Source organism: Shewanella litorisediminis, from assembly GCF_016834455.1.
GTDB classification, from domain to species: domain Bacteria; phylum Pseudomonadota; class Gammaproteobacteria; order Enterobacterales; family Shewanellaceae; genus Shewanella; species Shewanella litorisediminis.
Genome location: NZ_CP069213.1, coordinates 2,992,313 through 3,005,916, shown reverse-complemented (window position 1 = coordinate 3,005,916; position 13,604 = coordinate 2,992,313). Strand labels below are relative to the sequence as shown.

Here is a 13,604-nt window from a genome sequence, read left to right as displayed (position 1 = left end):
TCTTCTAAGGATAAATTAATGGATATTCTTGGTATTTTTAAATCTACTCCACTCGAGGTTTACCTCGGTGTGAGTATGTTTACCGCCATCGTACTTGTGTTGGTGCTGGTGATCCTGTTCGCCAAATCCAAACTGGTTTCCAGCGGTGACATCACTATTGGTATCAACCACGATCCCGAAAAAGCCATCACAACTGCCGCAGGCGGCAAGCTGCTCGGTGCATTGGCAAACAGCGGTATCTTCGTATCATCAGCCTGTGGTGGCGGTGGCTCTTGTGGTCAGTGCCGTGTGCATGTGAAGTCTGGTGGTGGCGACATTCTGCCAACTGAACTGGACCACATCTCCAAGGGCGAAGCCAAGAAAGGCTGTCGTCTGGCGTGTCAGGTTAACGTAAAAACCGACATGGAAATTGAACTGGAAGAAGAAATCTTCGGTATCAAGAAGTGGGACTGCACCGTTATCTCCAACGATAACAAGGCAACCTTCATCAAGGAACTCAAGCTGGCCATCCCTGATGGCGAGTCTGTACCTTTCCGTGCCGGTGGTTACATCCAGATTGAAGCCCCTGCTCACCACGTCAGATATGCCGATTACGACATTCCTGAAAAATACCGTGGTGACTGGGAGCATTTCGGCTTCTTCAAGCTGGAATCCAAAGTGGATGAGCCAACTATCCGTGCTTACTCCATGGCCAACTATCCGGAAGAGTTTGGCATTATCATGCTGAACGTGCGTATCGCTACGCCTCCTCCACGTAACCTGAGCCTGCCATGCGGTAAGATGTCTTCTTACATCTGGAGCCTGAAGGCCGGTGACAAGGTGACCATCTCTGGTCCATTCGGTGAGTTCTTCGCCAAAGACACAGATGCTGAGATGGTATTCATTGGTGGTGGTGCCGGTATGGCCCCAATGCGCTCGCACATCTTCGACCAGCTCAAGCGTTTGAAGAGCAAGCGTAAGATGAGCTTCTGGTACGGTGCCCGCTCCAAGCGTGAAATGTTCTACGTGGAAGATTTCGACGGTCTTGCAGCTGAAAACGATAACTTCGTGTGGCATGTTGCCCTGTCTGATCCTCAGCCAGAGGACAACTGGAACGGCTACACCGGTTTCATTCACAACGTACTGTACGAAAACTATCTGAAAGACCATGAAGCTCCAGAGGATTGTGAGTTCTACATGTGTGGACCTCCAATGATGAACGCGGCAGTAATTGCCATGCTCAAAGACCTCGGTGTTGAAGACGAAAACATCCTGTTGGATGACTTCGGCGGATAATGGTGTTGGCCCCCGGTGCTCCGGGGGCCAAGTTTCTTAACAGTGTCTGTAAAGAATCGAGAATTGCAGGTCCCAATGAAAAAGACCTTATCAAACTGGCTGGTCCTCGTCGGACTGGCCTTTTTTATTTCAGCTTGTTCTAAAGCGCCCGAGGTGGTCAGCCTTTCCGGCAGCACCATGGGTACCACGTATCACATCAAGGTTGTACCCAGCGACACCTTGCCCCAAAGCCAACTGCTGCAGGCCGAAATTGACCTGGCATTGGAACGGGTGAACGACCAGATGTCGACCTATCGCCCCACCTCTGAACTCAGCCGCTTCAATCAACTGCCTCTGGAGCAGGGTGTTGAAGTGTCACAGGACACCATCAAGGTTGTCCGTGAGGGAATTCGTCTCAATGAGCTCACTGGCGGCGCGCTGGATATCACTCTGGGGCCACTGGTCAACATCTGGGGATTTGGACCGGACAAGCGTCCCACCAAGTCACCTACAGAAGAAGAGATAGCGGCCGCCAAGGCCCGCACAGGTATCCAAAACATCAGTATCGAGGGTACGCGCCTCTACAAACACAATGCTCATCTCTATGTGGACTTGTCTTCCATTGCCAAGGGCTATGGCGTAGATGTGATAGCCGGTTTGCTCGATAAGTACCACACCAGCGGTTATCTGGTGGAAATTGGCGGTGAGCTGCGTATCAAAGGCACCAAGGGCGACGGCAGCAGCTGGCGCGTGGCCGTTGAAAAGCCACAGGCCGAAGGCCGCGCTGTGTCCCAGGTGATTGAACCCGGAAATATGGGCATGGCTACTTCCGGCGACTATCGCAATTACTTCGAAGAAGATGGCAAACGCTTTTCCCACCTCATCGACCCCCGTACAGGTTATCCCATCGAACACACCCTGGCGTCGGTTACTGTGCTGCATCCAAGCTGTATGACTGCGGATGGTCTGGCGACGGCCATGATGGTGCTGGGCACAGAAGCGTCACTGGAACTTGCCAAACAGCAGGGACTGGCGATAATGCTGATTGAAAAACAGGGCGAAGAGTTTGTGGTACACTATAGCGACGCATTTTTGCCCTTCGTTAAGTCCACTCAGGAGTGATGTATGAGTACCTTTATCGCAGCTTTTGCGGTTCTTATGGTGTTTTTCCTTTTGATGTCAATTGGCTATATCATCAAGAGAAAGGCCGTAGCCGGTAGTTGCGGGGGCCTCGGTGCCTTGGGTATCGATAAAGCCTGTGACTGTGATGACCCCTGCGACAAGCGCAAAGCCAAAATGGCTGCCGAAGAGGCTCGCAAGGAAAAGCTGTCCAAGGACAGAATAATTTAACGCAGGACAGTATTGGATAAAGGCTCCCTTGGGAGCCTTTATCGTTTTTCCATGTCGGTTTTATTTCCCCGAATAAACACCTATGCTGGCTATACTGGCATGGGTCGGTCATTCAGCACCAAGCGGGGGATTGTGTCATGAGTTCTGCACCCGAACATATACTGAATTCTGTCGCCTCGATTACCGAGCAGCGGCAATTGCAGTCCCTTGCCACCTGTTTGATTGAAACCATTGAGCAAACCATGGGCGTAAAACAGGTGGCAGTGATTAATGTGGGTGACTTGCCGCATTTTCCCAAATACCTCACTTCAACGGATTTCGTGCAGGCACTGGATAACCCGCCACCCTGTGTGCAGCAGTGCATAGATACCGGTAAAAATGCAATCTGTGAGCTGGATGAACGTTGCAAGGTGGCATTGCCGGTGAAAATGAACGACACCGTGGTCAAGGTGCTCCTGGTTTACGACCTCGAGTTGGATAATGCGAGTCTGATGATGTTGCAGGCATTCGCCCGTATTTATGAGAACTTTGCCCGGGTGGTGCTCGACAGTCAGACTGACGGCTTAACAGGCCTGCTCAACCGAAAGGCCTATGACGCACGTCTGTTTCATCTCTTCAGCCACATTCGTGCAGAGACCCGGCGCGCTCCGTATTTTTGGATGCTGACCTTTGATATCGACTTCTTCAAGAAGATTAACGACACCCTTGGTCATCTTTACGGGGATGAAGTCCTGCTTCGGATTAGCCGGGCCATGAATGCGTGCTTCAGCGACGACGATGCCTTATTTCGCTTCGGAGGTGATGAGTTTGTGGTGCTGCTGGACAACAAGTCCCAGCATGATGTGGAATGCATCTGTCGTAAATTGATGGCGGACGTCGGTAAAATCCAGCATGAAAAAACCGGCCCTGTTACCCTTTCCATCGGGATAACATCACTGACCCTTGAAGATAACCCCATGTCTGTGATGATGAAAGCTGACAAAGCCCTCTACTTTTCCAAAGATAATGGCCGTAACAGATGGGCCTTTTACCATGACCTCTTCAATCACGGCGATTTGCTGCCAACGCAAATCGATGACGACATAGAGCTCTTTTAACTCCCCCTTGATAAGCATAAACGCAATGAGAATAATTAACCTTTAGATGTCATTGATATTAAAGGAAAAGTTGATTATTTGGTCTGGCTGTACTAGGGTTGAATTTGATGTAGATCAATTTTTATCCAACCAAGGACGTTTGCTTATGAAAGGCCATGCCAGTGTGGTAAGCCACCTCAACAAGGTATTGACTGCCGAGCTTACTGCAATCAATCAGTATTTTCTCCATGCCCGGATGTTTAAAAACTGGGGCCTGGAAAAACTCAACAGCAAGGATTACAAAAAATCCATCGAAGATATGAAGCATGCCGACAAGCTGATTGAACGGGTGCTGTTCCTCGAAGGCTTGCCGAATCTCCAGGCGCTGGGAAAACTGCGCATAGGCGAACATTCAGAAGAAATGCTTGGCTGCGATAAAAGCATGCTGGAAGAGCAGTTGCCATTGCTGCGTGCCGCGATTGCCGAATGTGAAAAATTGCAGGACTACGTGAGCCGCGACATCCTCGAGGACATCCTGGAAGACGAGGAAGAACATCTCGACTGGCTCGAGTCCCAGTTTGAGCTTATTCGCCTCACCGGCATTCAAAATTACTTGCAGTCACAAATGGACGATTGAAGGAGAGCAAGATGAAAGGTCATCAAGAAGTCATAGATGCGCTGAATGGTCTGCTTACCGGCGAATTATCGGCTATGGATCAGTATTTTGTGCATGCCAGAATGTATGAGGATTGGGGGCTGAATGAGCTTTACGAGCGCATTGCCCATGAGTCAGATGACGAGCGTGAGCATGCGGCCAAATTGGTGTCACGTATTCTGTTTCTCGAGGGCACACCGGATGTAGCCAGCCGGGAAAAGCTCAATATAGGCAAAGACGTGGAAGCCATGCTTAAAAGCGATCTGGCTTACGAATACAAGGTGGCCGATAACCTGCGCCGGGTTATTGCCCTGTGTGAAGCCAAAGGGGATTATGTCACCCGTGAGCTGCTGCAACAGTTGCTGGAAGAGACCGAAGACGACCACCTCTACTGGCTGGAAAAACAACTGGGTCTGATAGACCGCATTGGTTTACCCAATTATCTGCAGTCCAAAATGTCCTGAAGGCCATTTTTACTTTCTGCATAGCTTCAACAGAAAAATGCCGGCAATTACGCCGGCATTTTTATGCCAATGACGCTCTTTTGTACCGGGCTATTTGCCTAAATTTACTCGAATTTTACTGTTATCCTGCGCCCATTGTTGCTAGATTGATGAGCTATTTCGCCCAACAACAATAACTGCGAAAGGGTAACCCGATGGGACATATCAAACGTTCTTTGAGCCTACAACTTGTACTGACGCTGGTTGGTGCGCTGGCAATATTGCTGGCGCTGATCGCAACCTTTTTGGTGCGTGATGCCAGCCAGTCCACCCGTGCCACCATTGATGGTGACATTAATGCCCTGATGGAACAAAAAAGCCGGGATATTCGGGGCTATTTTGTGGCTAAAGGCCAGATTATCCATGCGGTGTTTGCCGAGCCCGGTCTGGTTGACTGGTTCACCCATTACAAGGCCAGAGGCAGCAATCTCGCCAGCGACGACCAATATCAGCGCATAGTGCAGTACTTCAAATATTTTTCCGACAAAGACGCCGACATCAAGTCAGTTTTCTTTGGCTCCGCCAACACCTTTGAATATTTCGACCTCAATGGCCGTTACGATGGCGACTCCAATTACTACACCAACAAGCGCCCCTGGTGGCAGGAAGCGCTGGACAAGGGTGGTCTGTTTGTGGGCGACCCGGCGGTTGATGCCAATGATGGCTCGATTTCGGCAACCGTAAAAACGCCTGTTTTTGGTGCCAACGGCCAACTGTTGGGGATTGGAGGCATGGATATTCTTATCGATACCATAGGCAAGACGTTGCTGGCACCCATTAAATATCAGGGTTCCGGCCAGGCGTTTCTGATGACGGGCGATGGCAAGCTGGTGTATTTCCCCGGTTTTAACGACAGTTTCCCACCCGGCTCATCCATTCAAAAGGTCGACAATAATGGCAGCGAAGGTTTCAGTGCCCTCGGTCAGCTGATGCAGCGCCAATCACACGGCTTTGCCGATGTGGTCTATCAGGGGGAGTCTCAGCGTGTGGCGTTTGTTGAAGTAGCCGGTGACTACCCCAAACAAAAATGGCATTTGGCCTTTATGTTGCCCCACGAGGTAATAGAAGCGCCGGTGCGCGATGCCTTCTGGAATGCCTGTCTGATGTCGCTGGGTATTATTTTCCTGGTGGGTGTGACGGTTTGGCTGCTGTTGCTCCCGCTTCGCAGGCAGCTCAACTCTCTGCTGGGTGCCATGAACAATATGGCCAGCGGTGAAGGTGATTTGTCCCGCCGTATCGATATCCAGCGTGAGGATGAGCTTGGACTCATGGCCGATGCCTTTAATCGGTTTGCGACCAAGGTGCAGCAAATGCTGCGTCAGACCCGCGACCTGACCCGCGATGTGGACGACGGTATTATCGAGGCCCGCAAAATTTGTGATGTGGCTGTTGGCGCCGTATCCAGGCAAAAGGCCCAAATCGATTCGGTTGCCGCCGCTGCCATTGAGATGGCTCATACCAGCCAGGAAATGGCTGCCAGCGCTCAGCGGACGGCCAATTTTGCCGAAACAGCTCAGTCTCAGGCCGATGACGGCAAGCAGATAGTCGCCGAGGCCTCCGCCGGGATAGAAACCCTCTCATCCAGGGTGATAGAAGCCGCCGCTGTTATCAAAGAACTCAGGGGCAGCTCAGAAAAGATTGGCGAAGTGCTCAGCGTCATTCGTAACATCGCCGAGCAAACCAACCTGCTTGCGCTGAACGCCGCCATTGAAGCGGCCAGGGCCGGAGAACAGGGGCGCGGATTCGCCGTGGTGGCCGATGAGGTGCGTACCCTGGCATCCCGCACCCAGGATTCTACCGCCAACATTCAGGGCATCATCCAGCGTTTACAACAGAGTGCCATGGCCGCCGAATCTGTGATGGAGGCGGGGGTGAACGACGCCAAGCGCGGGCAGATGCTTACCGGTCAGGTAGAAGACTCACTTGGCAAGATTACCGATGCCATTGGCGCCATACTGCAGCAAACCACTGAAATTACTGTGGCGATCGGTCAGCAGGCGGTGGTGGCTGACGAAGTGGCGCAAAATGTGGAAAATGTACGCGGACTGTCCGATGACTCTCATTCGGCCAGCCAGGAGCTGGTGGGCAGTCTCAAGGCATTTGAGCAGCTTACCCACGCACTGTCCGGCAACATCTCGCAGTTCCGGGTGTAAACCGGGTAAAAAGCGCCTCAGGGCGCTTTTTTATTGCCTGTAATTTTGATACTGTTTTTATATACAGTAATTTCAGGTGTTCCCTATGCGAAAAATCATTCATATCGATATGGACTGCTACTTTGCAGCCGTTGAAATGCGCGATTTTCCACAGTACCGCGGCAAGCCGTTGGCGGTAGGGGGCAGCAGCGACAGGCGAGGCGTCATCAGCACCTGCAACTATGAGGCCCGCGCCTTTGGCGTGCGTTCAGCCATGGCTTCGGCCTACGCCCTGAAACTGTGCCCCAACCTGATCCTGGTTCCCGGGCGGATGGAGGTGTACAAGGCCGTTTCGCAACAAATACGCGAAATCTTCAGCCGTTATACCTCCCTGATTGAACCTCTGTCGCTGGATGAAGCTTATCTGGATGTGAGTGACTGCACCTTGTATCAGGGCTCGGCCACCCGTATTGCCGAGGCGATTCGCAGTGACATATTCAAAGAAACCGGTCTGACGGCCTCGGCGGGCGTGAGTCCTATCAAGTTTGTTGCCAAGGTTGCTTCGGATCTCAATAAGCCCAATGGTCAGTATGTGGTGTCGCCCGATACCCTGATGCACTTCGTCAGAGCCTTACCCCTGGGTAAGATCCCCGGTGTCGGCAAGGTCACCGAAGAAAAGCTCAATGCGCTGGGACTTAAAACCTGCGCCGATGTACAGCAGGTGCCGCTGAAGCTGCTGACAGAGCACTTTGGTAAATTCGGTGCCGTTTTGTATGAAAGGGCACATGGCCGGGATGAACGGGCCATCGTCTCCCATCGGGAGCGCAAGTCCGTGGGGGTAGAGACCACAGTGCCCAAAGACTTGCATACCCGTGAGGCCTGTCTGGATGTGCTCTCATCACTCATTCCCGAGCTTAATCGTCGTCTTGGCCGCAGCGCGTCGGGCAGGCGCATTCACAAGCTGGTGGTAAAGCTTAAGTTTGATGATTTTCGTCAGACCACCATAGAAAGTCGCGCCGAAGAACCCTCGGTGAGATTATTCGAATCGCTGCTCAGCCAGGCCTTTGTGCGTGCCGAGGGCCGGGGAGTTCGCCTGGTGGGGATTGCCGCGGGTCTGGCTTGTCAGAGCGAGGCAGAAAATGAGGGCAGCGCCCAGTTGGCGCTGAGCCTTTAGCGACGAATAAACCTATCTTGATACGCCTTTGGTTGTGAGCCGGCGCCGGGACATCTAAAATAGCCTTGTTTCGTGGCCAGCGGGCCGCGAGTTTAACAGTGAGCACAGCGTGAACAATCCCAAACCCCAGCAACGCGTTTCAAGGCGCCAACCCCCTTCAGCTAACACCTCCTCTCCGTGGCAGAAGCAATCCCATGGCAAGCAGTCATCCCCGCGCCAGCACAAGGCAGAGCAGGACGATGCAAGTCCAACAAGAGCCGAACGCCATCAAGGCCGCAGCCATCAGACTGATAAGGGTAACGCCGGGGAGTTTTTGAAAGGCGGTGAGCGCCGCGAGAAAAAAGGCGCTGACCGGAGCTCGAATAAGGGACGTTTTGACCGTAACACGGGCTCAGGGCGTGCCGAGCGACGGGACTCCTTTCAGCGCAGAGATACTCCGCATAGAGAAGATCCGCGCAGAGAGCCAGCGCACAGAGCGCCTGCCGCCCAGGCTGGTTTCGATGGTAAGGATCAACGTCTGAACGAGACCCGCCTTTATGGTATTAATGCCTGCCGCGAAACCTTCAAGCTGCGCAGCGATGAGGTGATTAAGCTGTATCTGGATGAAGAGACCGCGCCCAAATTCGCCGATGTGATGAAATACCTTGCCAGAAATCGCAAGGCATACCATGTGGTGGACGCCGATGAACTGGAAAAAATTGCCGGTAGTCAGCATCACGGCGGTGTGGTGATGGTGGTGCGTCGCAAGCCTTTGCGGGACATGGCAAGCTACCTGGCTGCCAATGCCGGTAAAGCCACAGATTGTTTGCTCGCCCTTGATGGCGTGGGCAATCCCCATAATCTCGGTGCCATTATGCGCAGCTGTGCCCATTTCGGGGTGGCCGGCATCGTCATGACAGAAGCTGGATTACTGCAATCCGGCGCGGCAGCCCGCACCGCAGAAGGCGGCATGGAGCATGTTGAGGGCATTCGCTGTGACAGACTGACAGACGCACTGCAGGAATGCCGTCAGGCGGGTTACAGCATCATCACCACCTCCAGCCACGGTGGTGAGTCTCTCTATCGCAGCAGTCTGCCAGCCAAGGTGGTGGTGGTATTTGGTGAGGAAATGGATGGTGTCTCCAAGGCGGTGGCGAGCCGCGCCGATATCGGCGTGCAAATTCCGGGAACCGGACTTGTGGAGTCATTGAACGTGAGTGTGGCGGCCAGCCTGATTTTGGGTGAATGGTATCGCCAGCAGCGCTGAGGGCCTGCATCACACTCTCGTTCATTCAGAGCTGTCTTAAGATAAAAGCGCCCTCGGGCGCTTTTATCGTTTTATCTCAACCTATTCGGGGCAAGGATGGCGGTTCGCGCCGGGCGAGATAGAGCCTGATGGCCATGAGGGTAACTATGCCGCCTATCAGGGCACAAAGCACATGATGCAGTACCAGGTGGCTTAAGAGAAATGCCGGTATGTCCTCAAGGCCATCCATCATCAGCAGCTTTACCACCAATCCCAGGTACACAGCCAGGTGCAGCAGCGCCGCGGTTAAACACAGTTGGGCGAATTTACTGCCAAGAACGCTTGTCTGTGCCTGATTGCTTACCTGTTTGCCTCTAAAAGGCCGGGCGCGGGAGCGCATCCACAGACGGTTTAGCAGATACGCCACTGACGCGATGGCCAGTGACATTCCCCCAAGCCCCATCAGAGAGGTTTTCACAATGATGGCCGCCACCACCAAATAGCCTATAAACATCGAATGCACTCAAGACTCAAAGCCAAATATCGAGCGCAGCAGCTTAGGGCACCTTGCTTAAAAACGGCTGAAGTCTCAGCGTTTGAGTGAGCCCAATATTCCCCGTACCAAACTTTGCCCAAGCTTGGAGCCCACGGCCCGGGCGAGACTCTTGAAAAAGGCTTCGGCGGCGTTGTCGCTTTGCCGTGAGGATGGCTTTTTCGCCGTGTCCGGTTTGGATGACGTTTGGGTTGCATTAATGCGCTGAGACAGGATTTCGAAGGCGGATTCCCTGTCCACGGCTTCCTGGTATTTGCTTTTCAGCGGCGAGCGCGCAAGCAGAGTCTGACGCTCTTCATCGGATAAGGGGCCGATGCGGGAGGCGGGAGGGCAGATAAGTACCCGCTCTACCTGCGTTGGCGAGCCTTTAGCGTCCAGCACCGACACCAGCGCCTCGCCAACACCCAGTGTCGTTATCACTTCGGCGGTGGAAAAATTGGGGTTGGGTCTGAAATTCTCGGCAACGGCACGAATGGTTTTTTGATCTTTGGGGGTAAAGGCCCTGAGGGCATGCTGGATACGGCAACCCAATTGGCCAAGGATCGCCTCGGGAATATCCATGGGGCTTTGGCTGATAAAAAACACCCCCACACCCTTGGAGCGGATAAGCCGGACCACCTGCTCTATTTTATCGACCAGAACTTTGGGCGCATCATTAAACAGCAGATGCGCCTCATCGAAAAAGAGCACCAGTTTGGGTTTGTCGGCATCGCCAACCTCGGGCAGGTTTTCAAACAGCTCAGAAAGCAGCCAAAACAGGAAGGTGGCATAGAGTTTGGGGGCCTGATGGAGAAGCCGTGTCACATCCAGCAGGCTGATGACCCCCTTGCCGGAAAAATCGTTTTGCATCAAGTCGCCTAGCTCCAGTGCCGGCTCGGTAAAAAAGGCATCGGCTCCCTGTTCTTCCAGCACCAGTAGTTTTCTTTGGATGGCGCCTATGCTGGCACTGCTGATATTGCCGTAATTGCCCGACAGGCTATTACCTTTATCGGCCATAAACGACAGCAGCGCGCGCAAGTCTTTAAGGTCGAGCAGTAACATGCCTTCATCGTCTGCAAAGGCAAAGCAGCTGTATAACACCCCGGTTTGGGTATCGTTCAGCTCAAGCAGGCTCGATAGCAGTAGCGGTCCCATCTCACTGATGGTGGTACGGGCCTGAAGCCCGCGCTGGCCATAGATGTCCCAAAAAAGCGTTGGCTTGGCAGAAAAGTTGGGTACCGCCATGCCAATGTGATTGCTGCGTTCTGAAATTTTGGGATTGTCTTTACCTGCTGCAGCAAGGCCGCTGAGGTCGCCTTTTACATCGGCCACAAAGCAGGGCACGCCAAGCTCTGAAAAGGATTCCGCCAGCAACTGCAGGCTGATGGTTTTGCCGGTTCCCGTCGCCCCGGTAATTAATCCATGGCGGTTGGCCATGGCCGCATTGAGAGCAACCTGGGTATTGCCATCGCCGCCAAGAAGAATGGAATTCATCTGTTGCTCTCCATGTCAGTGATGCCGTGAGCTAGAGGCAGTTTTCCTCTTTATGCTCATCTTTGAAAAGGCCAGCTATTCCGGCAAAAAGGGCATTTATCACGCCGACCCCGGCATTTTCTTTGGCCGTCGTTTCTCTGTGATCCGGGTTGCTGCGATTTTGGTTGTCGTTTTCATAAATGCCAGTCACAAAGGCGCAGCCAGATTGGTTTACCTGATTGGCACTGCAGGCGGTCAGCAGCAGGGTAAGAGCTGTGGCAAGTGTCACAGGGAGTAAGCGCATGGGTCTTCCTTGAACGCTGAGTCGATGTGTTTATGACTGAGCCAGTCACTTATGGTTCCATGGTTATAGCAAAGAAGTGAAGACAGGTCTTGTCGCCCCTATCAAAAAGTGAAAAGCAAAAAGTGAAAAACGAAAAGCCACCCTGAGGGTGGCTTTTAACTGGCTGTCTCAGCTATTGGCTTATGCCAGCGGCGGCGTACGCGGCGGCACCTTGCGTTTATTGCCGGTGGATTCAAAGGCCGAAGCAAGGCTTAGCAGCGCGTTGTCATCGTAGGCACGGCCTGCAAAGGTCAGACCCACTGGCATACCGATATCGGCCATCACGCCCATGGGCACGGTCACGGTCGGTACACCAAGATGACGGATGGCGAGGTTGCCATTGGCTACCCAAATGCCGTTGCTCCAGGCGATATCGGCAGAAGCCGGATTCACATCGGCATCGGCAGGGCCCACGTCGGCCACGGTGGGGAAGAGCACGGCATCTAGCTTAAGCGCATCCATCCAATCTTCGAGGTCAAGCTTGCGGGTCTTCTCAAGGCCACGCAGACCGTCGGGCACTGTGGCAATTTCATTCCATGGCTTGATGCCGCGCTTGGCCATGTTGACGTACTCATCCATTCCGGCGGCAAGGTCGCCCTCGCGGTTTGGCAGGGTGCCCGGGTCGTGGGGGAAGATCTTCGGCCCATCCACGTCTTCAAGCTTATTGAGCTTGGGATCGCCGTTGGCACGCAGGAAGTCATCGAAGGCCCAGCCCGAGAGTTCCCACAGCTCGTCGTGGAGGAACTCAGGGGTGACTATGCCGCGGTTGAACACGGTTGGTGCGCCGGGACGGTCGCCTTCGCAGTTGGAAACCAGCGGGAATTCCACTTCAATCACTTCAGCGCCGGCGGCTTCCAGCGCCTCGCGGGCCTGCTCCCACAGAGCAATCACAGAGTCGCGGGTATGAATGCGCTGACCGGTGGGGCCGCCAATACCGGGGTTTTCACTGGTGCCGGCCAGTTCATCCTTGTTGATAAACATCTTGGGCACACCAAAGCGCTTGCCCTTAAGGCTTTCTGTGCCGGAGGCGAGGGCGAGATAAGACTCGGGTCGCACTTCCGAGGCCTTGGGGATGCTTACCCAGGGCTGCATGCGCCACAGATCGCCACGGGTCTCGGCATCATCGGCAACCACCACATCCAGCACTTCAAGCAAATCAGCCATGGTGCGGGCGTAGGGCACCACCACATCCATGGTGGGGGTCAGTGGCCAGTTGCCGCGCACTGAAATCACGCCGCGGGACGGGGTGTAAGCGCACAGACCGTTGTTGGAAGCCGGGCCACGGCCGCTGGACCAGGTTTCTTCGGCCAGGCCAAAGGCGCAGAAGCTGGCGGCGGTGGCGGTACCGGCGCCATTGGAGGAGCCAGAGGCGAAGGGCGCAGTCAGGTAGTCGGCGTTGTAGGGGCTTTCGGCGCGGCCGTAAACGCCGCGCTGCATGCCGCCGTTGGCCATGGGGGGCATGTTGGTTTTGCCAAGGCAGATGGCACCGGCAGCGCGAAGACGCTCCACGGTGAAGGCATCGCGCTGGGCAACCAAATCTTTAAAGGCCGGGCTGCCGGAAGCGGCGGTCAGGCCCTTCACCAGATAGCTGTCTTTGGCGGTGTAGGGGATGCCATCGAGTGGCCCCAGGGTCTCGCCACGGGCGCGGCGCGCATCGGACGCTTCGGCTTCTTTGAGCGCATCGGGGTTATGTACCACCACCGCATTGAGTTTGGTGGCGGTATCCGGGCCATCATAGGCTTCAATACGGGCGAGATACGCTTTAACCAGTTCGACCGCTGTGGTGCGGCCGGATGCGAGCGCGCCGCGCAGCTCGGCAATGGAAACCTCGGTTACTTCGAACATGCTGGTGACTCCCAAAAGTAACGTGTGGCGATGGCAGCCATC

Annotated in this window: 13 protein-coding genes; 9 read left to right on the top strand and 4 right to left on the bottom strand. The window is 54.1% G+C overall.

Annotation, left to right across the window (positions count from 1 at the left end; all coding sequences use genetic code 11):
• Positions 1–18: 18 nt before the first annotated feature.
• The 9 genes from nqrF to JQC75_RS13100 all read left to right on the top strand — a co-directional run bounded on the left by nqrF (position 19) and on the right by JQC75_RS13100 (position 9,390).
• The gene (nqrF, locus tag JQC75_RS13140) at positions 19–1,275 is read left to right on the top strand and encodes an NADH:ubiquinone reductase (Na(+)-transporting) subunit F (protein ID WP_203324522.1); all 1,257 of its coding nucleotides are present in this window, start codon (positions 19–21) and stop codon (positions 1,273–1,275) included.
• 75 nt (positions 1,276–1,350) lie between these two features.
• Positions 1,351–2,376, top strand: coding sequence for an FAD:protein FMN transferase (locus tag JQC75_RS13135; protein WP_203324521.1), 1,026 nt, complete (start codon positions 1,351–1,353; stop codon positions 2,374–2,376).
• Positions 2,377–2,379: 3 nt separating this feature from the next.
• On the top strand, positions 2,380–2,604 hold the full coding sequence (gene nqrM, locus JQC75_RS13130) for a (Na+)-NQR maturation NqrM (protein ID WP_203324520.1): 225 nt from the start codon (positions 2,380–2,382) through the stop codon (positions 2,602–2,604).
• 137 nt (positions 2,605–2,741) lie between these two features.
• The gene (locus JQC75_RS13125) at positions 2,742–3,701 is read left to right on the top strand and encodes a GGDEF domain-containing protein (protein WP_203324519.1); all 960 of its coding nucleotides are present in this window, start codon (positions 2,742–2,744) and stop codon (positions 3,699–3,701) included.
• A 145-nt stretch (positions 3,702–3,846) separates the two neighbouring features.
• Positions 3,847–4,317 (top strand): bacterioferritin, encoded by a 471-nt coding sequence (gene bfr, locus JQC75_RS13120; protein WP_011760639.1) that lies wholly within the window; start codon positions 3,847–3,849, stop codon positions 4,315–4,317.
• Between the two features lie 11 nt (positions 4,318–4,328).
• Positions 4,329–4,799, top strand: a complete 471-nt coding sequence (gene bfr / locus JQC75_RS13115; RefSeq protein ID WP_011760638.1) for a bacterioferritin — start codon at positions 4,329–4,331, stop codon at positions 4,797–4,799.
• Between the two features lie 194 nt (positions 4,800–4,993).
• Entirely contained in the window at positions 4,994–6,991 is a 1,998-nt protein-coding gene (locus tag JQC75_RS13110) for a methyl-accepting chemotaxis protein (RefSeq protein ID WP_203324518.1), read from the top strand.
• An 85-nt stretch (positions 6,992–7,076) separates the two neighbouring features.
• Positions 7,077–8,144 carry a DNA polymerase IV gene (dinB, locus tag JQC75_RS13105; protein ID WP_203324517.1) on the top strand — a complete coding sequence of 356 codons (1,068 nt, stop codon included), beginning with the start codon at positions 7,077–7,079 and terminating at the stop codon, positions 8,142–8,144.
• A gap of 109 nt (positions 8,145–8,253) precedes the next feature.
• A complete protein-coding gene (locus JQC75_RS13100; protein ID WP_239002010.1) occupies positions 8,254–9,390 on the top strand; it encodes a tRNA/rRNA methyltransferase in 1,137 nt (378 codons plus the stop codon).
• Between the two features lie 76 nt (positions 9,391–9,466).
• On the opposite strand, the gene JQC75_RS13095 is transcribed toward JQC75_RS13100, so the two are convergent.
• The 4 genes from JQC75_RS13095 to JQC75_RS13080 form a co-directional block, all read right to left on the bottom strand.
• Positions 9,467–9,883 (bottom strand): hypothetical protein, encoded by a 417-nt coding sequence (locus JQC75_RS13095; protein ID WP_203324516.1) that lies wholly within the window; start codon positions 9,881–9,883, stop codon positions 9,467–9,469.
• Between the two features lie 75 nt (positions 9,884–9,958).
• Positions 9,959–11,395 carry a helicase HerA-like domain-containing protein gene (locus JQC75_RS13090; protein ID WP_203324515.1) on the bottom strand — a complete coding sequence of 479 codons (1,437 nt, stop codon included), beginning with the start codon at positions 11,393–11,395 and terminating at the stop codon, positions 9,959–9,961.
• 31 nt (positions 11,396–11,426) lie between these two features.
• Positions 11,427–11,678 carry a hypothetical protein gene (locus tag JQC75_RS13085; protein WP_203324514.1) on the bottom strand — a complete coding sequence of 84 codons (252 nt, stop codon included), beginning with the start codon at positions 11,676–11,678 and terminating at the stop codon, positions 11,427–11,429.
• Positions 11,679–11,858: 180 nt separating this feature from the next.
• Positions 11,859–13,562 carry an amidase gene (locus JQC75_RS13080; protein WP_203327223.1) on the bottom strand — a complete coding sequence of 568 codons (1,704 nt, stop codon included), beginning with the start codon at positions 13,560–13,562 and terminating at the stop codon, positions 11,859–11,861.
• Between the last annotated feature and the right edge of the window lie 42 nt (positions 13,563–13,604).

What these genes read in the sequence shown, in the direction of transcription:
- JQC75_RS13090 (WP_203324515.1), bottom strand. Translation starts at nt 11,395, where the DNA reads ATGAATTCCATTCTTCTTGGCGGCGATGGCAATACCCAGGTTGCTCTC.
- nqrF (WP_203324522.1), top strand. Translation starts at nt 19, where the DNA reads ATGGATATTCTTGGTATTTTTAAATCTACTCCACTCGAGGTTTACCTC.
- bfr (WP_011760639.1), top strand. Translation starts at nt 3,847, where the DNA reads ATGAAAGGCCATGCCAGTGTGGTAAGCCACCTCAACAAGGTATTGACT.
- JQC75_RS13125 (WP_203324519.1), top strand. Translation starts at nt 2,742, where the DNA reads ATGAGTTCTGCACCCGAACATATACTGAATTCTGTCGCCTCGATTACC.
- bfr (WP_011760638.1), top strand. Translation starts at nt 4,329, where the DNA reads ATGAAAGGTCATCAAGAAGTCATAGATGCGCTGAATGGTCTGCTTACC.
- JQC75_RS13110 (WP_203324518.1), top strand. Translation starts at nt 4,994, where the DNA reads ATGGGACATATCAAACGTTCTTTGAGCCTACAACTTGTACTGACGCTG.
- JQC75_RS13085 (WP_203324514.1), bottom strand. Translation starts at nt 11,678, where the DNA reads ATGCGCTTACTCCCTGTGACACTTGCCACAGCTCTTACCCTGCTGCTG.
- JQC75_RS13095 (WP_203324516.1), bottom strand. Translation starts at nt 9,883, where the DNA reads ATGTTTATAGGCTATTTGGTGGTGGCGGCCATCATTGTGAAAACCTCT.
- JQC75_RS13080 (WP_203327223.1), bottom strand. Translation starts at nt 13,562, where the DNA reads ATGTTCGAAGTAACCGAGGTTTCCATTGCCGAGCTGCGCGGCGCGCTC.
- JQC75_RS13135 (WP_203324521.1), top strand. Translation starts at nt 1,351, where the DNA reads ATGAAAAAGACCTTATCAAACTGGCTGGTCCTCGTCGGACTGGCCTTT.
- nqrM (WP_203324520.1), top strand. Translation starts at nt 2,380, where the DNA reads ATGAGTACCTTTATCGCAGCTTTTGCGGTTCTTATGGTGTTTTTCCTT.
- dinB (WP_203324517.1), top strand. Translation starts at nt 7,077, where the DNA reads ATGCGAAAAATCATTCATATCGATATGGACTGCTACTTTGCAGCCGTT.